The organism is Alteromonas nitratireducens (assembly GCF_040812025.1).
Taxonomy (GTDB): domain Bacteria; phylum Pseudomonadota; class Gammaproteobacteria; order Enterobacterales; family Alteromonadaceae; genus Alteromonas; species Alteromonas nitratireducens.
Genome location: NZ_JBFNPK010000003.1, coordinates 137,743 through 157,712, shown reverse-complemented (window position 1 = coordinate 157,712; position 19,970 = coordinate 137,743). Strand labels below are relative to the sequence as shown.

The 19,970-nt window shown below is 52.7% G+C and carries 20 protein-coding genes and 3 tRNA genes; 8 read left to right on the top strand and 15 right to left on the bottom strand.

Translation table 11 applies throughout. The annotated features are described in order from the left end of the window. Positions 1–125: 125 nt before the first annotated feature. The 10 genes from ilvN to orn all read right to left on the bottom strand — a co-directional run bounded on the left by ilvN (position 126) and on the right by orn (position 10,108). Positions 126–623, bottom strand: coding sequence for an acetolactate synthase small subunit (gene ilvN / locus AB1N33_RS04655; protein WP_411270374.1), 498 nt, complete (start codon positions 621–623; stop codon positions 126–128). Continuing rightward, complete coding sequence (locus AB1N33_RS04650; RefSeq protein ID WP_411270373.1) at positions 623–2,341, bottom strand: acetolactate synthase 3 large subunit; 1,719 nt, start codon at positions 2,339–2,341, stop codon at positions 623–625. Before AB1N33_RS04650 ends, ilvN begins: the two co-directional genes overlap by 1 nt. 298 nt (positions 2,342–2,639) lie before the next feature. Beyond that, positions 2,640–3,725, bottom strand: coding sequence for a hypothetical protein (locus AB1N33_RS04645; protein WP_411270372.1), 1,086 nt, complete (start codon positions 3,723–3,725; stop codon positions 2,640–2,642). A 94-nt stretch (positions 3,726–3,819) separates the two neighbouring features. Beyond that, complete coding sequence (locus tag AB1N33_RS04640; RefSeq protein WP_411270371.1) at positions 3,820–4,314, bottom strand: DUF4442 domain-containing protein; 495 nt, start codon at positions 4,312–4,314, stop codon at positions 3,820–3,822. Between the two features lie 67 nt (positions 4,315–4,381). Beyond that, positions 4,382–5,944 carry a tetratricopeptide repeat-containing sulfotransferase family protein gene (locus AB1N33_RS04635; RefSeq protein WP_411270370.1) on the bottom strand — a complete coding sequence of 521 codons (1,563 nt, stop codon included), beginning with the start codon at positions 5,942–5,944 and terminating at the stop codon, positions 4,382–4,384. 65 nt (positions 5,945–6,009) lie between these two features. Further along, complete coding sequence (locus AB1N33_RS04630) at positions 6,010–8,481, bottom strand: TonB-dependent receptor (RefSeq protein WP_411270369.1); 2,472 nt, start codon at positions 8,479–8,481, stop codon at positions 6,010–6,012. 383 nt (positions 8,482–8,864) lie between these two features. Beyond that, positions 8,865–8,983 (bottom strand) — tRNA-OTHER (locus tag AB1N33_RS04625). 180 nt (positions 8,984–9,163) lie between these two features. Beyond that, positions 9,164–9,239, bottom strand: a tRNA-Gly gene (locus AB1N33_RS04620). A 31-nt stretch (positions 9,240–9,270) separates the two neighbouring features. Then, positions 9,271–9,346 (bottom strand) — tRNA-Gly (locus AB1N33_RS04615). A gap of 216 nt (positions 9,347–9,562) precedes the next feature. Then, positions 9,563–10,108: an oligoribonuclease gene (orn, locus tag AB1N33_RS04610; protein WP_411270368.1), complete on the bottom strand. Its 546-nt coding sequence runs from the start codon at positions 10,106–10,108 to the stop codon at positions 9,563–9,565. Positions 10,109–10,194: 86 nt separating this feature from the next. On the opposite strand from orn, the gene rsgA reads away from it, so the two are divergent. Next, positions 10,195–11,229, top strand: a complete 1,035-nt coding sequence (gene rsgA / locus AB1N33_RS04605; RefSeq protein ID WP_411270367.1) for a small ribosomal subunit biogenesis GTPase RsgA — start codon at positions 10,195–10,197, stop codon at positions 11,227–11,229. Between the two features lie 9 nt (positions 11,230–11,238). Here the strand turns inward: rsgA and AB1N33_RS04600 are convergent, their stop codons facing one another. Next, positions 11,239–11,793, bottom strand: a complete 555-nt coding sequence (locus tag AB1N33_RS04600) for a hypothetical protein (protein ID WP_411270366.1) — start codon at positions 11,791–11,793, stop codon at positions 11,239–11,241. A 147-nt stretch (positions 11,794–11,940) separates the two neighbouring features. On the opposite strand from AB1N33_RS04600, the gene asd reads away from it, so the two are divergent. The 3 genes from asd to AB1N33_RS04585 are packed head-to-tail and all read left to right on the top strand — an operon-like array spanning position 11,941 to position 14,413. Next, positions 11,941–12,816 (top strand): archaetidylserine decarboxylase, encoded by an 876-nt coding sequence (gene asd / locus AB1N33_RS04595; protein ID WP_411270365.1) that lies wholly within the window; start codon positions 11,941–11,943, stop codon positions 12,814–12,816. After that, positions 12,816–13,685 carry a DMT family transporter gene (locus AB1N33_RS04590; protein WP_411270364.1) on the top strand — a complete coding sequence of 290 codons (870 nt, stop codon included), beginning with the start codon at positions 12,816–12,818 and terminating at the stop codon, positions 13,683–13,685. Before asd ends, AB1N33_RS04590 begins: the two co-directional genes overlap by 1 nt. A gap of 5 nt (positions 13,686–13,690) precedes the next feature. Then, positions 13,691–14,413, top strand: coding sequence for a glycerophosphodiester phosphodiesterase (locus tag AB1N33_RS04585; protein WP_411270363.1), 723 nt, complete (start codon positions 13,691–13,693; stop codon positions 14,411–14,413). A gap of 15 nt (positions 14,414–14,428) precedes the next feature. Here the strand turns inward: AB1N33_RS04585 and AB1N33_RS04580 are convergent, their stop codons facing one another. Then, the gene (locus tag AB1N33_RS04580; protein WP_411270362.1) at positions 14,429–14,854 is read right to left on the bottom strand and encodes a MerC domain-containing protein; all 426 of its coding nucleotides are present in this window, start codon (positions 14,852–14,854) and stop codon (positions 14,429–14,431) included. A gap of 85 nt (positions 14,855–14,939) precedes the next feature. Then, positions 14,940–15,776, bottom strand: a complete 837-nt coding sequence (locus tag AB1N33_RS04575) for a divergent polysaccharide deacetylase family protein (RefSeq protein WP_411270361.1) — start codon at positions 15,774–15,776, stop codon at positions 14,940–14,942. Positions 15,777–16,012: 236 nt separating this feature from the next. Here AB1N33_RS04575 and AB1N33_RS04570 point away from each other — a divergent pair, with 236 nt between their 5' ends. Both AB1N33_RS04570 and AB1N33_RS04565 read left to right on the top strand, forming a co-directional pair. Then, on the top strand, positions 16,013–17,002 hold the full coding sequence (locus AB1N33_RS04570) for a threonine/serine dehydratase (RefSeq protein WP_411270360.1): 990 nt from the start codon (positions 16,013–16,015) through the stop codon (positions 17,000–17,002). Between the two features lie 43 nt (positions 17,003–17,045). Next, complete coding sequence (locus tag AB1N33_RS04565) at positions 17,046–17,414, top strand: VOC family protein (protein WP_411270359.1); 369 nt, start codon at positions 17,046–17,048, stop codon at positions 17,412–17,414. Between the two features lie 199 nt (positions 17,415–17,613). Here the strand turns inward: AB1N33_RS04565 and AB1N33_RS04560 are convergent, their stop codons facing one another. Both AB1N33_RS04560 and AB1N33_RS04555 read right to left on the bottom strand, forming a co-directional pair. Beyond that, positions 17,614–18,678 carry a murein hydrolase activator EnvC family protein gene (locus tag AB1N33_RS04560; RefSeq protein ID WP_411270436.1) on the bottom strand — a complete coding sequence of 355 codons (1,065 nt, stop codon included), beginning with the start codon at positions 18,676–18,678 and terminating at the stop codon, positions 17,614–17,616. 73 nt (positions 18,679–18,751) lie between these two features. Further along, complete coding sequence (locus AB1N33_RS04555; RefSeq protein ID WP_411270358.1) at positions 18,752–19,159, bottom strand: DUF4870 family protein; 408 nt, start codon at positions 19,157–19,159, stop codon at positions 18,752–18,754. A gap of 115 nt (positions 19,160–19,274) precedes the next feature. Between AB1N33_RS04555 and AB1N33_RS04550 the strand changes: the two genes are divergently transcribed. Together AB1N33_RS04550 and grxC are read left to right on the top strand one after the other, a co-directional pair. Further along, complete coding sequence (locus tag AB1N33_RS04550) at positions 19,275–19,700, top strand: rhodanese-like domain-containing protein (protein ID WP_411270357.1); 426 nt, start codon at positions 19,275–19,277, stop codon at positions 19,698–19,700. A 27-nt stretch (positions 19,701–19,727) separates the two neighbouring features. Continuing rightward, positions 19,728–19,970, top strand: coding sequence for a glutaredoxin 3 (grxC, locus tag AB1N33_RS04545; RefSeq protein WP_411270435.1), 243 nt, complete (start codon positions 19,728–19,730; stop codon positions 19,968–19,970).

Below are 19,970 nucleotides of genomic sequence, written 5' to 3'. Positions count from 1 at the left end.
GAAGAAGGGGCTTCTGTCTGAAACCCTCAGCCGCAGGGATGCGGCTGCGGAGCCCCCATGGACGGGTTTACGGCGTGTTGAAGACAGAAGCCCCTTCTTCGGGTGGGCGCAGAGCCATACAAAACTTAAGGCCGCAGTGCCCTTTCGCCTCGTGCCAGCCCGCACACGCCGGTGCGTGATGACTCAATGATCTCTGCGCACTGGCCCATGGTGGTGGCAAAGGCATCCAGCTTGTCACTGGTGCCGGTGATTTCAATGGTGTAGTTATTGGCGTGTACGTCCACGATGCGCGCACGGAAGATATCGCTGTTGCGTTTGACTTCCGAACGCACTGATTCGCTGCGGGTCGCTACTTTAATCAGCATCAGCTCACGTTCAATATGCGCGCCTTCGGTTAAATCGACGATTTTGAGCACATCAATCAGCTTGTTCACCTGTTTGGTGATTTGCTCAATGACCTTGTCATCGCCGTGGGTGATGATGGTCAGACGCGACAAACTCGGGTCATCGGTTGGGGCCACACACAACGAATCAACGTTGTAACCCCGCTGCGAAAAAACCCCAACGATACGTGACAGGGCGCCAGGGGCGTTTTCCATCAATACTGAAATAATACGTTTCATCAGGTTCGCTCCGTCTTACTCAGGCGCATATCATCCATGGCACCAAACTTAATCTGCATGGGATATACGTGCTCATTCTGATCAACAGCAATATCCATGAATACCAGTCGGTCGGTGTAGCTGAAACACTTTTCCATTGCCGCATCCAGCTCATCAAGCTTATCGACCTTGATGCCAATATGCCCGTAAGCCTCGGCCAGTTTGACGAAATCGGGTAACGAATCCATGTAGGAATGCGAGTGACGGCCCTTATAAATCATATCCTGCCACTGCCGCACCATACCCAGCGCGCGATTGTTCAGTGAAATGATCTTCACCGGCAGGTTGTACTGCAGGCATGTAGCCAGTTCCTGAATATTCATCTGGATACTGCCATCACCGGTGACGACCACGGACGTGGCGCCCGGATGCGCAAACTGCACGCCCATCGCCGCGGGCAGACCAAAGCCCATGGTTCCAAGGCCACCCGAGTTGATCCACTGACGGGGCTTTTTATACGGATAATACAGCGCAGCAAACATCTGATGCTGCCCTACGTCCGAACTCACATAGGCCTCGCCCCTGGTGTGCTTATACAGGGCTTCGATTACCCGCTGAGGCTTGATGTCGGTGTCACCCTGCTCATAGTTCAGGCACTGACGGCTGCGCCACTGGTTAATTTGTTGCCACCAGTCAGCCAGCTTATCCCGCTGCCCGGACAGATCTTTATTGACCATCTGATCGAGCATCTGCTCAAGCACCTTGTCAACCGACCCGACCACCGGGATATGCGCGTTAACGGTTTTAGAAATAGACGCCGGATCGATATCAACATGAATAATGTCAGCATGCGGACAGAACTTGTCGACGTTATTGGTTACCCGATCATCAAAGCGGGCGCCGAGCGCCAGAATACAGTCGGAATTATGCATGGTTTTATTGGCTTCCAGCGTTCCATGCATACCCAGCATGCCAATAAACTGTTCATGTGTCCCGGGGAACGCGCCCAGCCCCATTAGTGTGCAGGTAACCGGCGCATTCAGCTTCTCAGCCAGTTCAATTACACGCTCCGCAGCATTGCTGGCAATGGCGCCACCGCCCACGTATAACACCGGACGCTCTGCTTTTAACAGTGCATCTACGGCCTTTTTGATCTGTCTGGGGTGGCCCCGCTCTGTGGGATTGTAGGAGCGCATGGTGACATCGGTAGGAAACACGTATGGGTGCGATTCCTGCACATTCACAATATCTTTGGGTAGATCCACTACCACCGGTCCCGGACGTCCGGTATTGGCAATGTAATACGCCTTGGCAATCGCCTCAGGAATATCGACTGCGCGTTTAACCAGAAAACTGTGTTTTACAATTGGCCGTGAGCACCCGACCATGTCAGTTTCCTGAAACGCGTCCTCACCAATGTGCATTGACGGCACCTGACCGGATAGTACGACCATTGGAATAGAGTCCATATAGGCGGTGGCAATACCGGTGATGGTATTGGTTGCCCCGGGCCCTGACGTGACCAGGACCGTGCCCGTTTTGCCGGTTGAGCGTGCGTAACCATCGGCCATATGGGCCGCTGCCTGCTCATGACGTACGAGGACATGCTTGACATCATCCTGCGCAAACAGTGCGTCATAAATGTCAAGTACGGCTCCGCCCGGGTAGCCGAATACGTGTGTCACTCCTACATCTTTTAGCGCTTCAACCACCATGGCTGCGCCCGACATCATTTTCACGGTCATTCTCCTGTCGTCGAAAGGTATTGCCAGTGTTCATGGAACATAGCTGGACTATATCGAAGGAAATAGGAAGATAAAACACGTTTTTTCAGAAAAGTGAGACGCATATCCCATATAATCATTTTTTTAGGCGACTTATCCTAAAATTTTATTATTACGACATTATTTTTAGGATGAATTTACATATTATTAACAAAAAGACAGCTTACCCCCTCCTTCTTTCCGCCCCTTACAGGATGACGCCGTTTTTAAACAAAAATTAATCCCGCTTACCTGGTCGGCTGTTGTTAAAAACTCAATCTTGAGTCGTCTGAGCAGGTTGCGCATAAGCCGCATTACACGGAGCGATGGAAAACTGATAGCCCAGCGGATTCGTCTCATCACGCTCTGCCACCAGCATTGAATAATCGTCGATGGTGAGCACGCGCTGATTGACAGTTTTTGCGCATGAAGAATTCGGATAGGTTTCCATATTAAAGATAAACGAGGCAATCATCCTGTCGATCAAACCTGGCTCAGGCGTCACGGGCGCAGCATCTCCCTCGCTCTGCGTGGTCTCACCACGCCGTCCAATTTCAATGACATCCTCACCGGTAAACTCTTTTAACTTGGCCAGCCGTTCGTCTTGGCTCAGCCCTTTAAGCTGGTTGCGCTGCTCGTCGGTGAGATCACTCTGAATAATTTCAATCGGAATATCCAGGGTATACACCTGCTCAACATAGGGTTTGAATACCAGATAAAGCGCAGAGATCACCACTGGCAGCAATACGATACGCAAAAACATGGAGATAATGGCAAAGGACCGATCCTCCCAGTGCACAGGGACACGAATGCGAATGATGCGCAGCAGACCAGCAACCAGCAACCACAGGTTACCCGCCATCAGCATAACGCAGGCCAGCACAATACTGGCCACAAAAATCCACATCGGCAGCATCACCAGTGTAGTAAAACCCAGGGTAAATTTAAGCGGTGCCGGTTCAATGCCGGAAATAATATTGACCTTCATCGCCGCCATTGCCAGCGCAAAGTTGGCGGTTGCTGCATACAGCACCAGAAACACCCCTTTTCCCAGCATGGTGTGCCACATACGGTGAAACAGATGCCAGATTTCCCGGCTCAGACCAATACCGGCAATCAGTCCGACCCAGACAATGCCGGAGCTTTCCCAGTCGCCCTGCTCATTATTGAACAGCAGCAGGATAAATGCGGCAAAGTAGGTCCACTGAGAAAACGTCAGCTGAGCAAAGCGTTCCCGCCAGGTACGTTTGGGTTTGGCGGGTTTCTTGCGCTGTCTGAAATTCTGAAAATACGCTTTCAGTGTCTCGATGGCACCGCGGGAAGGTTCAGGGTGTGAAGGCAAGGGCGCCTTCTCAGACACGTTGTTGTCCATGGCTGTGAGTCTGTGTTTTCTTTTCAGTCTCACACGCTTATGCAGGGAAGTAAAGCAGGCAGCCAGACTGCCTGCGAACGGCTTATTTACGCTGTTTCGGCACCCACGCCCAAATCATTTCGCACAAGACTGGCTCAATACCCTGCGCATCAGTAACTGTCACTTTTACCGTCACTTCGCCTTTGTCTTCGCGCTGCATCATCGCAATCTGCTCATCGGTCAGTTCGGCCACCGCCAGCATGTCTCCTTGCGCTCGCTTTACGTAACTCAGGTTCATGTTTTTAATCAGTGGCAGCTTATCGCCCGGCAGATTAACACCGACAATGAAACCAGTGGCCGATTCTGCCAGCAATGCCATGCCGGCGGCATGCACACTGCCAATGTGATTCTGTACTTTTTTGTAATTTTTCTGTCTGAAGGTCACGCTGGAAAAATCGGTCTTCAGAATATCCACGCTGACAGTATTCGCCAGTTTCACTTTGGAACGAAACGCCCAGGTCAGCAAACGCCTGCTCAGCCATTCAGGGTAGCGGTTTGCTTTTTCGGCAAATTGCCGAAGCGGATTGGTCGCAGCCATGTCTTACTCCACAATCTGGTTTGACCAGTTAGCCTAGACCGACCCACGCCCTGATGCAAGCAAATATTCAGTCCTTGCCAAACAGTGTTTTTAACTCACCAAGGTGCGCCTCATAGCGCTTCCAGCGGCCCAGTGAACGCGCGTTGATAGGTTCGCGCACCTGCACTTTACTGGCGGTTGAGACCGGTGCAGCGTTTTTATCCACATGCAGACACTGCGGCTCCCATGGCAGATTACAGAATGCCAGCAGATCGCGGACTTCTGACTCGGGCGAGGTTACCAGGGCTTCATAAGACTGTAGCCGGATTTGCTCAGGGAAACGCGCGGCCCAGCTTTGCATCAGCGTAAGGAAGCGCTGATACAGCCTGCCCGTTGTCATCAGATCGTAGGCATACGCGTAATACGGGCTGTGAATAGAAAAAAGCTGGCGGTAATTGCCGATACAGGTATCCATCGGTTCGCGGATAAGACACACGATTCGGGCGTCAGGAAACGCGCGCAGTATCAGTTCTGTGTAGAAAAAGTTAAACGGTAACTTATCAACCAGCCGGGATTTGCCCTCACACAGGTAATCGGTTCTTTCGAGGTAGGTCGCGCCAATGTCGGCCGGATCGACTGTCTGTGCTGCCATTAGTGTCGCCAGGTCCAGTACCTGCGGCGAGGGGGTATGAGAAAGCTGCTTTACCGTCACGCCAAAGTCCTGCAATTCACCACCTGACGCCACCTCGCTATGGTGACTGATAATGCGCTCGACCAGCGTCGTTCCCGACCGCGGCATACCCAGCACGAACACCGGCCGCTGCGAGGCGCTGCCCGCCGCGGCGTCAATCTCAGAGACGGTTGCTGCACGATCATCCAGATAGTCGAAAATAGCGGAAAACTGTGTCCAGGCCTGACGGCAAACCGCCTGCTTGGGTTCTTTTGCCTCTGCCAGCGCAGCAAATGCGCTGTCATAGTCACCCAGCGATTCATACAGCTTTGCCCGTGCGTGACCGAGGTGCAGTACCGCATCCTGATTCGCAGCCAGCGTGCTTTGCAGTGTTTTCAGATCATCAAGCCAGGCCTGTGTCGCCGGGCGAGTTCCCAGATCTGCCAGCGCGAAATGCGCCTGATAATAATCCGGTTTGAGTGTCAGCGCCTGTTCAAATGCGTTGTTTGCGCGTGCAAAGTCACCGGCAAATTTGCAGGACACGCCAAAATTGTAATAAAACGCGGGGTTATCATCACACAGTGCCAGGGCGCGCGTGAAATAATCCAGCGCGCGCTGATGATCACCTACCCGGCTTAACGCGACGCCCAGCGTATCGAGTTCGAGCGCACGCTCAATCTGGTCAGGCGGGGCGTGTTGTGCAGCGTGCTGCGCCCGCGTCATATCCCCTTTTAACGCATGGCATTTCGCCAGATACACATAAGTCAGTGTCCGGGCTTCCAGCGATAATGAGGTCTCAAGCAAACGAATGGCCTTATTAATCTGACCAAGTTCTATATGAATAATGCCCAGCAGGAAGTACGCGTGGGGATCGTCGCCAAACGTTTTAATCGCCGTGACACAGGCTTGGTGGGCTTCACGAAACTGGCGCTGATTTATTGCCTGGCCGGCCAGCGTCAGATAATGCGCTCGGGTTGTCATAGCGTGATGGTAGTACCCTTACCAGACACCGTGGCCGGGCATTGCGCCCGGCCACCGCATCAGAGTTACAGTTCAAACTTATAATCGAACCGTAAGCCTACCACACGTGGCATCAGCAGGTAATGGCCATAGTTCCGCAGAATTTCCGTACCGTTCGGATTCATTTCCGGGAAGGCAGCCAGGCCGATATCGCCCTGATCGCGACGTACCGAAGTGTACGCATACTTGTCGAACAGGTTGTCGATATACAGCGTAACAGACCACATGTCGTCTGACAGGCGGGCATTGAGGTTACTGATTGCAAAGCCGGGAATGGCTTCACCGTTTTGTCTCAGGCCCACGGTCGAATACACGTCACTTTGTGCCGTGATCCCGTAGTTGATATCCAGCAGCTTGCCGTCCAGCACTTCCTGCGTATAGGTTACGCCGAAAGAGAACTGCTGTTCAGGCGCGCCCGGCAGACGGTCGCCGTCCTTACCATCATAAAAATCCTGCAGTGGCGTACCGGCGTCATCAAATACCCCGAACAGATACGGCGCATCTGCCGTCAGTTCAGCTTTGGTGTACGCATAGGTAGCATACATTTTCAAATTATCGGTAATGACACCGCGTACAGACAGCTCAAGCCCCTGGGATTGTGCGCCTTCGGCATTAACCGTAATCGGCTGCTGGCCATTAATGGTCGCACCGCCGACCTGCGGATCATTCCAGTCGACCATAAACGCTGCCGCGTTCAGCTGCAGTTTGTTTCTGAAATAACTGGTTTTCAGACCAACCTCATAGTTGGTTGTGGTATCCGCACGGTATACCTGCTCACGCGGCAGGGCACAGACGATCTGGTTGGTGATCTCGTCAATATTTGACGGACAGGCCGCCACGCCGTTAGCCCCACCAATCCGGAAGCCTTCGCTGATGGTGACATAGGCCATAGCATCATCACTGAAGCGGTAGCTGGTGTTGAATTTAAACAGATTACCGCTGTCGTCGGCACTTTCCTCACCGTAGTCCAGTACGATGGAATCCGGCGCACGTCCGTCAAATACGGTGTAAAACAGTGGCAGGTCAACAGCCGAACGTGTATTCACGTCATACTGGTAGGAGCGGATACCTACCGTTACATCCCAGTCTTCCGAAATCGCATAGGTCAGTTCACCAAACAACGCTTTCTCGGTGATCTCCTGATCGGTAACCGAATAATATTCGAGTGAATCCGGACGGTAATTACCGCCGACACCCCAGACATCGATGGCATATTTATCGAAATTCGGCGTGAATTCTTTACTGCTGCCCTCGTACTCTGTGTTGTAGTAATAGCCGCCAATTATCCACGACAGCGGACCATCCGTCTGTGATACCAGACGCAGTTCCTGGGTCAGGGTTTTCTGCTCGTCCAGTTCTTCCGTGTAAGCAGAGAAAGCCGGGAATTCTTCATAGCTGTAGTCGAGGCGGATAAGCAGATCGGTCTGGTCACGCTGACCGACAGCATCAAATTTGGAGTAACCGGTGGCAGACACCAGTTCCGCAAACCCCAGATCGGCCGAAATCTCAAGACTCAGTAGCGAGTCCTCTTTATCACGCGGCTCCTCGTAGCGGTATGCCGACTCATAAGGGCCGATAATGTCGTTAAGTGGATTGTCCGCCGCCAGTGCATTGTGCTGCGTAATCGACCGCCCTTCTACGTCCTGATTCTGGAAGAAGTAGGTCAGCGTACCGTCGAGTGTGTCGGTCGGCGTCCAGCGCACGGCAACACGGCCAGTCAGCGTATCTTCCCCGTTGGCATCTTTCACGCGACGCAGATTCTGTGATACCGCATCGGCATCACTCCAGTCCGGGTCTGGCAATGACACACCCGGCTCGCGGACAACATAGTTGTAATCAATAAACCCGGGGTTTTTGAAGTAATTCAGTGACGCGCGAATACCCAGCTCACCCTCAATCAGCGGCGTATTGAACACAAAGCCGCCTTCGCCACCGAGACTGTCGCTCTCCTGCAGCGTAAACACATCACCGGTGATCGAGCCGGTTGTGAAGTCCAAATCAACCGCCTTCGGAATATAACGAATCGCACCACCGAGCGTGCCGGCGCCATACAGCGTACCCTGCGGCCCAATCAGAACCTCAACACGGTCAACGTCAACCAGTCGCATATTCAGAAACAGCGGGATATCACCCACGTAGGTGGCAACCGTGCCACCATTTGAGCCAGGCCCGGATGAATTTGTATTCAGACCTCGAACAATGACCGGTGAGTTACTACGTCCACCCTGATCAGTGACAGTCAGGCCCGGCACCCAGCGTGCCATAGCATCAAGATCTTCAATATTCTGTTGCGTCAGTGTTTCTGAGGTAATGGCAGAAATGTTGATAGGCACTTCCTGCAACGAGCCGGTACGACGGGTTGCAGTAACCTCAATTTTTTCTACTTCCCGCTCTTTAACAGCGGTCTCCTGTGCAAAAGCTGAAGCGCCGGTCATGGCGCTTGCTACCGCACAGGCGACCAGTGAATAGCCAAAAGCATTGCGCGTTCTTGCAGTCATTCTTAATGCACTCCTGGTACAGCAAGTTATTGGTGTAAATGAGATGAGCACGTTTTGTGCCGTTTTGGCCGCGCACTCTACCTGTTCAGGCCTGCACAACACAACATTTACGCATATTTATGCATTTGTGTTGAAATATGATGCAGCAAGACAGCCTATACCCAGGGGTATGAGCACAAAAATCAACCACTGGTAAAGGTAGCGTATGACTGGGTAAACCCTGTGCATTTTCGCGATCAGTTGCACCAAAGCAGTGCTAAACGGTAGAGAAAACAGGACAGGCAGGTGAAAACCAGCAGATTTTGCCTGAAAACAGTGCACAGCACGCAGATGCAGAATGCATGACCCGCAAACGCGGATTAGGACTTAGTAATAAAAAAATTTGGAGCGGGAAACGAGATTGGTAACTCGCTGAGAAACAGTGGCCGGCATCCGGTCGCGACCCCAACCTTGGCAATCGTTTCTCGACGAGGTTGTGCACTACCAGCTGAGCTATTCCCGCACAGGACTGCCGTAACGGCATTAAGAAAATTTGGAGCGGGAAACGAGACTGGTAACTCGCTGAGAAACAGTGGCCGGCATCCGGTCGCGACCCCAACCTTGGCAATCGTTTCTCGACGAGGTTGTGCACTACCAGCTGAGCTGTTCCGCACAGGACTGTTGTAACGATATTGAGAAAATTTGGAGCGGGAAACGAGATTCGAACTCGCGACCCCAACCTTGGCAAGGTTGTGCTCTACCAGCTGAGCTATTCCCGCACAGGACTGCCGTAACGGCATTAAGAAGATTTGGAGCGGGAAACGAGATTCGAACTCGCGACCCCAACCTTGGCAAGGTTGTGCTCTACCAGCTGAGCTATTCCCGCACTCTGTTTTTGAGCGAAAACATCGCTGGTTGATTTTCCTGTCGTCAACCTTGCCAAGAATGGCAATCGTTTCTCGACGAGGTTGTGCTCTACCAGCTGAGCTATTCCCGCGTACCAAAAAAAGACACTTCGTTTGAAGTGGTGCGCATTTTACAAAAAAAACGCCGCTACGCAACCGTTAATTGCAGATTTTTTTGCGCACGGCGTATTGTGCGCTTAAATAGTAAACACTTTCTCGCGATAGTATCTGAGTTCTTCAATCGATTCTCTGATATCGTCCAGCGCCAGGTGAACACCCTTCTTGGTAAAGCCGTCAAGCACCTCAGGTTTCCAGCGTCGGGCCAGCTCTTTAATCGTGCTGACATCGATACTGCGATAATGAAAATACGCCTCCAGCTCTGGCATATATTTAACCATAAAACGCCGGTCCTGGCCGATCGTGTTGCCACACAGCGGCGATTTGCCGGCATCCACATACTTACTGAGAAAGGCGATAGTCTGGCGTGCCGCTTCCGCCTCGTCCACCGTGCTTTCGCGGCAACGTTGCGTCAGTCCGCTTTCACCATGAACACGGGTACACCACTCATCCATATTGTCCAGCACACTGTCGGGCTGGTGAATAGCAATGACCGGACCTTCCGCCAGCACGTTCAGCTGCGGATCAGTCACAATGGTGGCAATTTCCATGACCACACAGGTTTCGGGATCCAGCCCGGTCATCTCCATATCAATCCACACCAGGTTCTGATCATGCTTTGACATTCGGTCTCCTTATTTGATTGCGCCGTAGCAGTAGCGGCGATGTCACGGTATCATTGCGTTAGTATACGTGAAACAAGCGAGAAAGCGTGGCAAAAAAACCCAAGCTGACACAACGACAAAAACGTCAGGTCGCCGCCAACCGGAGTAAACGGCTGGCACGTAAACAGGCAGACACACAGCAAAACGTAGATTTATCGTCTCTGGAGCCCGGTCGGGTTGTCGGACGGTTTGGCAAACATGCCGATGTGGAAGATGCAAACCATCAGGTATTTCGCTGTCATATCCGTCGTACTATCGAGTCTGTGGTATGCGGTGATAATGTGCTGTTCAGTCCTGGAGAAAGCGCGGAAAGTGGCGTGAGTGGCGTGATTGAGCTGGTCAAAGATCGCGATACTGTTCTCACCCGGCCTGATTTCTATGATGGTGTAAAACCAATAGCCGCCAATATCGATCAGATTGTCGTGGTCAGTTCTGTGAAACCGGCGCTGTCACTCAATATTATCGACCGCTATCTGGTTGCCTGTGAGGATATTGGGATTGCACCGCTGATTGTGCTTAACAAAGTTGAAATGCTTGATGACGCGGAACGCCAGACCGTCTCCGACGCGCTCTCTGTCTATGAGAAACTGGGCTATCAGGTACTGCTTACCAGTTGTAAAACCGGTGAGGGTATCGCAGAACTGGATGCCTATCTGAACCATCACACCAGTATTTTTGTCGGCCAGTCGGGGGTTGGAAAGTCCAGTCTGGTGAATCGGGTGCTGCCAGACGCCGACGAGGAAGTAGGTGAAATCTCAGATAATTCGGGGCTCGGCCAGCACACCACCACCGCGGCCAAGTTATTGCATTTACCCCGCGGCGGTGACCTGATTGACTCACCCGGAGTACGCGAGTTTGCGCTCTGGCATTTGCCGCCAGAGCGGATTACCTGGGGGTTTATTGAATTTCGGGATTATCTGGGCGGCTGTAAATTTCGTGACTGCAAACACCTTGATGATCCAGGCTGCCTGCTGCGCGAAGCTGTTGATAACGGCAAAATCAACCGTGGCCGGTTTGAAAGCTACCATAAAATTCTGGCTACGATGGAAGAACAGCGTCCCAGCCGGAGCCAGCCATTTTAACCCAGCGCGCTACCCGCTTGCCTGAGCATCGGCAATGTCACAGTGCCAGCCTGACGTGTGCTCAGGCGTCTGAATCCGGATGTTGTCATAATCGACGCCGTCAAGCAGGGCATCCACGCCCTGTTCAAATTCACGGGCAATGTCGCTGATGCGCTCACCCTGCTCCTCAAGCGCAGCAAAGTCACTTTCATGCTGTGCCACCAGCGCCTCAATTTTTTGCGCAAGGTGCTGCTGTTCTTCCAATAGTGCGTTGTTGATGATGACCCGATCGCCCTGCTCGATTACCGCCTCACGGGTGATGCGCTCGATATCCTCAGAATAGCGCGCCAGCTCTGCCTGAATACCGTCAATCGGCACTTCCAGTTCGGCCATAGACTCGCCCGCCTCGGACAAATCCTGATACGCCAGGATCAGATCGTGATTCATCGCCACCGACGCCACTGGCTGGCAGTGCTTATAGGCGTGGATCATATAGTCCCCGTTATCTTGCGTTTTTGCAGCCGCAATATTCAGTACCGCAGCGACGGCGATCGCAGCCAATCCCATTACCATTTTCTGTTTCATGCATCGTTCCTTTTCAAACGTCAGTCTTCCTTATAGTCGCGCCGACATCTGAAAAAGTTGAAATGATATAAGCCATAAGCAGATAAATTGTAAACGACGGCATCAGATGCGTTACAATCCGCTCATTATCTTGATTGGAGACCTGACGTGCTGGACTGGTTAAAAGTAAACCTGCAATACATAACGCCCAAACACCTGCTTTCCAGACTGGTGGGAAAACTGGCTGAGGCCGAAATGGGCAGCCTGACAACCTGGTTTATTAAAGTATTCATTAAACAGTACAACGTAAACATGGACGAAGCGCTGTATCCGCAGCCTGAGCACTACCGTAGCTTTAATGCATTTTTTACCCGTCCCCTTAAGCCTGACGTGCGCCACATTGACGACGGTAAAGATGTGCTTATCCATGCTGTAGATGGCACAGTCAGCCAGTTTGGCGACATTAACCATGACAGTATTTTCCAGGCGAAAGGTCACCACTTCAGTCTGACCTCGCTGCTTGGCGGCAAGCCCGAGGTAGCGGCCCCGTTTAAAAACGGGAAATTTGCGACCGTTTATCTGGCGCCGCGTGATTATCATCGTATCCATATGCCCATCGAGGGAACACTGACCGATATGCTGTATGTTCCCGGCGAACTGTTTTCGGTTAATCCACTGACCGCGGCCAACGTTCCGGACCTGTTTGCCCGCAACGAACGTGTGGTTGCGTTGTTTGATACGCCTGTCGGCAAGATGGCCATGGTGCTTGTTGGTGCAACCATTGTTGCCAGCATCGAGACAGTCTGGGCCGGCACGGTAACCCCGCCTACCGGTAAAAATGTGCAGCACTGGCAGTATGAAAAAGACAGTGAAGGCAGCATCAAGCTGGGCAAAGGTGAGGAAATGGGCCGCTTTAAACTTGGCTCGACCATTGTGGTCTGTTTCGAGAATGATGCCATCCAGTTTGAAGACATGGCGCCGGGTAAAACAACCCGACTGGGTGACGCGATGGCAGTAAAGCATCAGGCTGATCCGGCTGCTTAATGGATCCTGTCAAACGCAGCCTGATCTCACTTCACTTTACGGTAATTCTGCTTGGCGGTACGGGCCTGTTTTCACAGTTAGTACCGCTTGGCGCAACCGATATCACGCTGTTTCGTTCCATTCTGGCCAGTCTCGCGCTTTTTCTCTTTTTGAGACTGAGTGGCGAGACCCTTCGCCTGTCACGACGTCGCGACTATTCCATTGCAATTGGTCTGGGGCTGCTGATGGCGGTTCACTGGATAACCTACTTTGCTGCCATGCAGCTCTCCAGCGTCTCCGTAGGCATGATTGCAATGTTTACCTTTCCGGTAATCACCGTGTTGTTAGAGCCCTTTTTTGAGCGCATTTCGCTGGTCTGGCAGGACCTTTTTTCCGCCATTGTTGTGGTCACCGGCATTGCCCTGATGGTGCCGGAGGTATCACTGGACAATGACATTACCCTGGGCGTGATGGTGGGGGTACTGTCGGCAATCCTCTACTCGCTCAGAAACCTGCTCCATCGCAAACATTTTTCGCATTACAGCGGTGCCAAAGCAATGGCATGGCAGACGCTGATAGTCAGTCTCTGTGTGCTCCCTTTCATGTCAGACGATGTCGCCGGTGCGTCGGCGTCCACCTGGGGACTGCTGGTGCTGCTGGGGACAATATTCACCGCCCTGCCGCACGCCATGATTGCGGCCAGCCTGCGCTACCTGCGCGCAAAAACCTTTTCGCTTATCGCCTGTATGCAACCGTTTTACGGTGTAATTCTGGCTATACTGTTACTCGGAGAGTCCCCGGGATGGAAAACGCTGCTGGGGGGAATACTGATTACATCGGCGTCGGTTTATGAGACGCTGAATGCGCATAAGCTTCACAGGAAAGAGTAGCGGCCATGCAAATTATTGCGCACCGGGGAGCCTGTCGGGATTATCCCGAAAACACGCTTTCTGCGTTTCACGAAGCCTTTCATCAGGGCGCAGACGCGATTGAATTTGACACCCACCAGCATGAAGGCGAAATACTGGTGTTTCATGACCGTTATCTGCATCGCACAACAAACGGCAGCGGCCGGCTTGCCGACACGGCGTTAAGCACCCTGCGCCACCTTGATGCCGGTCAGGGGCAAACCATTCCGCTGTTGCACGAAACGCTGGCCTGCGCCCCGCCGGGCACCTGGTGTAATATTGAAATAAAGCACCTTCAGAACGTTGAGCAGTGGCTTGGTCAGCTCGACAACGCGATTGTCGACAGCCGCATCAGTGCAGACCGTCTGTTGATTTCTTCGTTTAACCATCACTGGCTGCGCAGCATTAAACAGGCGCGACCTTACCTCAGGATTGGCGCACTGACCGCCAGCTATACCGACTACAGTATTCGTGAGGCACTCGACCTGAACGCAGAGACGCTGCATATCGCGCTCGACATCGTTACACCGGATTACGTGAAAGACGCACAGCGCGCGGGTCTGAACGTTTACGTTTATACCGTTGACGGACGACAGGATATGCTGGAACTGGAGCAATGGGGGGTAGATGGCATTTTCACCAATGTGCCCGGCTTCGCACGCCAGGTGCTGCATAACGATGAATCACTGACCAGCGTCTATCACCCCTGACCAGCCTGCTGCAGGTTACTTTGCCTGCGTACTCATGTGGGAAGCGAAGATCGTATTACGGCAGCAGACACAACGCCGGCACAAGCGCATATTCACCCAGTGTCCAGCCACAATCAACATGGCCCCGACGGCAATGGTGAATGGCTCGTACTGCTCACCGAAGATATCTTTAAACCAGTAAATTGCTCCTCCTGAAAAGAGCAGCAATAACGGGTAATAGCGCCCGTGATAGCGCAGCGCTCCTGACAGCAACGCTACCGCACCAATCAGCAAAGAGATGCTCAGGATAGTGCGTTCAAACCAGGTTTGCGCAAAAAAGGTAGACCCAATCAGCGGCAGCAGCGGAATGGCCATCGGCAACGCCAGACAATGCAGCGCACACAGGCTTGACACCCAGATGCCTATTTTGTCCAGAATTGTCGGGTTTTCTACCGGAGTCATGACTGCCACTTACCTGAAAAATTGATGTTATATTATAACAACCACTACAAGAAAATAAACGGCTGTGTTATCGGAGTTGATAAATTTAATGTGGTGCGGCGATCTGCCGTGAGGTGTTTCGGGCTGGTGCGCGATGCTCATATCGCGCTTCAAAGTACTCGCTCATAGACATCAGCTGCACGCCATAAGCGTCCAGCTGTGGCAGGTGGCGTGCCAGGAAAGCCAGCGTGCTGTCATGCGGATGGGCAATACCAATGGCCACACCGCGGCGTCGTGCAATATCAATCAGCCTGGCGAACTGGGCATTCATGAACGACAACGTTTGTTCGTGATCAAGAAAAACATGCCGGTGCGCACTCGGCACACCATTCTCCACCGCTACCTGCTGCGCCAGTGAGCCTGCGATGGTCCGGCTGTCGACGAAAAACAGATCGCGCTGCCGCACCGCCTGCATCAGAGGCTGCAGTATTGTGCGGTCACGGGTTACCAGGCTGCCCATATGATTGTTGATACCCATGGCAGTGGGCACACTGGCGAGCGCAGCATCCAGCGTTTGGCTGATGTGAGACGGGTACATATCCGCCCGGATAGCACGCGGCCCCAGCAACTGATTATTCGCAACAGCTTCCATTGGCAGATGAAGCATAACGTCGCGTCCCTGTTTGCTTGCCCTGTGTGAGAGCGTGGTAGCCAGGGGGGTGTCAGGTAAAATCGAAAATACCACCTCGGAGGGTAGTCCCAGCGCATTAAAATCGGTCTGACGGTTTCCAAGATCGTCGAGAATGATGATGATATCGGCACGATGGACAGAACGAATAAGGTCGGCGGCGTGTAATGGCGCGGCGAAAACAACAAGAAGCAGCAGCATGATCACGTGCAGCCAGTCAGCGGAGTTCCCTTTTTGTTGTTGTTCTTCTGCCATCCAGGACGCTACTTGTGTATTGTTTTTGTAGTCAGGTGCTAGAGAAGCTGCAGATAAGCCTGAGCGGTAACAGAGATATGTGCAGCTTCTCTAGCATACCTTGGCTTGGTTCTGGTTAAAAGCATTAGCAGCAACCCAATTATGCGATAGCATACCTGTTGTTCAGGGCGACAAACGTTGGAACGGCTGCCGTCACTGTCTATGATTCACGTTATCACGCATTACCGGAACCTACTATGACTGAAAACGCCCGCATCATGCCTGTTGTTGATGACATTAATCAGACCTGGCAACGCATGCAGCAAAGCCCGACTCCCCCCGTAGCAACCCCGCTGGATTATCACCCCCGATTGTCTGAACAAACGGGGATGCAGGTGTTTTTAAAACACGAACAGTTACAACACACCGGCTCATTTAAATACCGCGGCGCGCTGTCGCGTATTCTCGCGCTGACAGACGAAGAAAAGCAGCGGGGTGTGATCACTGCCAGTTCGGGTAATCACGGTATGGCCTGTGCGAAAGCCAGCCAGCAGGCCGGAGTATCACTCAGGGTGTTTGTTCCAAAAGACGCATCTGAACTGAAGGTGAAAAAAATCCAGGGGTTTGGCGCCAGCGTGACCCATGCCGACGGTGACTGCCTGGTGGCCGAGCAGGCGGCCGCACGTTATGCTCAGGACCATGGCATGACCTATATCTCACCCTATAATGATCCCCTGGTGATGGCCGGCCAGGGCACGATTGGTAAAGAACTGCTGCAGCAGTTACCTGACCTTGATGCGGTGTTTATCTCGGTTGGTGGCGGCGGGCTGATTGGCGGCGTCGGTGCCTGGCTAAAAGCCCACAGCCCGACCACCCGGATCATTGGTTGCTGGCCCGAAAATGCCCCTGCCATGGCGGCCTGCCTGGAAGCAGGAAAGATCATCGACGTGCCTGAATCAGACACCCTGTCCGACGGCACCGCCGGCGGCGTTGATGACGGAGCCATTACTTTTGACGTTTGTCAGCAGGTCATTGACGACAAAGTCCTGGTCAGTGAAGACGACATCGCAACCGCGCTGCGTGATATGGTCGCGTTTGACACAACGATCGTAGAAGGCGCTGCGGCTGTGGCCATCGCAGCCGCCCAGCGCTACAGTCCGGCGCTTACCGGAAAGAAAGTGGCAATCATTCTGTGTGGCAGAAATATTGCGTTTGAAAAACTAAAAAGCGTGATTTGTTCTGCCTGATCAGAGTACGCTGCGTTTACTTTATCACCAAAGAGGAAAAACCATGATCAGCTACGTTACCCTCGGAACATCCGATTTAGCCAAAGCCACGGCGTTTTATGAGTCATTGCTTGGCGAGCTGGGAGCAAAGCGCCTGATTAACATGGATCGCATCGTGTTTTTTGGTCGTTCACCCAAAGAGCCCATGATTGCGGTCTGCGTCCCGTACAACAAGGAAGCCGCTGACTGTGGCAATGGCAACATGGTATCGATTGCCGCTGGGTCGAAAGAGAACGTGGATGCACTGTATAAAAAAGCGTTGTCACTGGGTGCCACCTGCGACGGTGAGCCTGGCGAGCGTATCCCCAATGTCTTTTACGGTGCCTACATTCGCGACCCGGACGGTAACAAAGTCTGTTTTTGCCACATGTAAACCTGGACTAACCGGATCACGGTCCGTTTTTAAAGCTTCCTGTGTTGCTGCCGATACCGAGGTTAAGGCAGCAACACTATGGAGCAAAAAATGGAAAACCAGCGTCAGAATGAGAAAGCCGTAGCGGGTATCTTTGCCACCGTGATGACCTGCGTATGGTGCTACAACGCACTGATGATGACCGGGGTACTGAACTAAGTTACAACGCCAGCCATTTGCTGGGATTCAGTGCCTTGCCTTTGTGGCGAATTTCAAAATACAGATTCGGGTAACTCTGACCACCACTCTGCCCGACCAGTGCAATGGTGTCACCAACCGCAACATTCTCACCGGCCTGCTTGAGCAGCGCCTGATTATGGCCGTAAACACTCATGTAACCATCACCGTGATCAAGGATGGTCACCAGGCCAAAGCCGCGTAGCCAGTCGGCATACAGTACACGTCCGTCTGACACGGCTTTCACCGCGTTACCTTCATTGGTTTCAATGATGATGCCTTTCCAGCGAATCTGTCCCTGACGGCGGGTACCGAATAACTGCCGGACTCTGCCGTCAGCCGGCACTGACAACTTCCCTTTCACACCGCTTAATCCTGACAGCGTGATATTTTCGCTGCGAGAGCGTCGCTGCGCTTCCTCAATGGCCTGAACCAACGCGCGTTCATCGGCCTGAAGTTGTGCAATACGGGCGCTTTCTGAGGCGATCTGTTTATTCAGCTTTACCAGGGTGAGCTGACGGTCCTGCTGCCTTGCTTCCAAATTAGCGCGCTGATTTTCCTGCTGTTTTAGCAGTGCAGTGAGTTCACTGGCCTTCTCATCAAGCTGAAGGTTAACCTGCTCGAGTTTCGCGACATCATCACGAAATACACCAATGGCCTCCTGACGGGCTTTGGAAAGGTACTGGTAGTAGGTCAGAACGCGCTCGAACTTGCGGGCATCTTCCTGATAAAAAAGCATTTTGGCGTAGTCGTAGTGCCCGGCCATAAACGCACTGCGCAACTGACTTGCCAGCAGCGACTGCTGCTGAATAATGGACTCGCGCAGTGCGCGCTGTTCAGCCTTAAGGCGCGCCTGCTCGCGCTGATTCTGCTGCAAGGCATCACGGGTTTGTGACAAGGCACTGGCTACCCGTCCAATTTCCAGCTCTGACGCTTTCAGCACCTGTGCGAGTTCTTCGGCACTGGCCTGATTGTCCGCCAGCGCCTGCTGTCGGGCCTTCAGCTCTGCCTGCAGTGCTTCAAGCTGTTCCTGTTCTTCCTGCGCCATGCCTGCCGGTGTGATAACCAGCAAAAACGCAATAACGCCTGAAACCAGCCAGTACCGCATCAGCCCGCTTCCCTCATTGCCGGTAAGCCTGATCAGCACTGAGCCTGACCATGCCTTTCACCAGTTTAAAGGCACTCCAGATGAACACCCCTGCCAGGATCAGCCAGCCTACCAGGACGATGGTCAGAATGCCGCCGACAACCGACAGCACAAAGCCAATGACAAAGGTTTTCACCAGATTTTCGTAGTGGTCAGCAAAGCGTGTGTGCGCCGCGTCAGACTGCTTGATGATTGCCCATATGCCGCCTGCGAACCAAAGCAGTCCGGTAAACAGTCCCAATATCATCAGTATGTATGCAATCAGTGCGTGCTGCTTTGCATCCATGTCCTGCTGCCCGAGTGGCAATGCCATGTCCTGACGTCCCGATGTTGCTGAAATTCCCTTCAGTTTATCCGAGCCAATCCGCAATGCCCAGTTCAATTTCCCAATCCCAACAACCGGTTAGCCACAGTTAATGTTGCAGGCTGGTTTCTGCGCCAATTTTCCGTATACTTTGCACTCTTTTTTACGGTCAATTTGTCGAAGGGTAGAAGTAATGGAGCAACTCATCGAGTTCGCCAGCAATAACATGCTACTGGCAGGTATCTGGGTAGCCCTGGTGGTCATGCTGGTATACAGCTACATCAGTGGCCTGACATCGCCGGTGAAAGAAGTCGGTACCCATGAAGCCACGTTGCTGATGAACAAGCAGGACGCGGTGGTGCTGGATACACGCCAGGTAAAAGAGTTTCGTGCCGGTCATATTCTGGGCGCACGACAGCTTAAACCGGAGGAGCTCCGTGAAGGCAACTTCGCCAAGCTTGAAAACCAGAAAGACAAACCCATTATCGTAGTGTGTGCGATGGGTAACTCTGCACGTGGTACTGCTGCGTCATTGTCAAAAGCTGGCTTTGCCGATGTCAGAGTACTGAAAGGCGGCATGAACGCCTGGCAAGGTGCCGGCTTACCGGTTTCAAAATAGGAATTTGCTGTGACGACTCAGGTAGAAATGTATACCAAAGCGTATTGCCCGTTCTGTATTCGAGCGAAAGCGCTGCTGACCGAAAAAGGCGTAGAGTTTAAAGAGTACGCCATTGATCGTGAGCAAGCCCTGCGCGATGAAATGATTGAGCGCGCAAATGGCGGATGGACGGTGCCACAAATTTTCATCAACAACCAGCATATTGGCGGTTGCGATGACCTTATGGCACTGGAGCGACAGCAAAAGCTCGATGCCCTGCTGGCCGGCTAA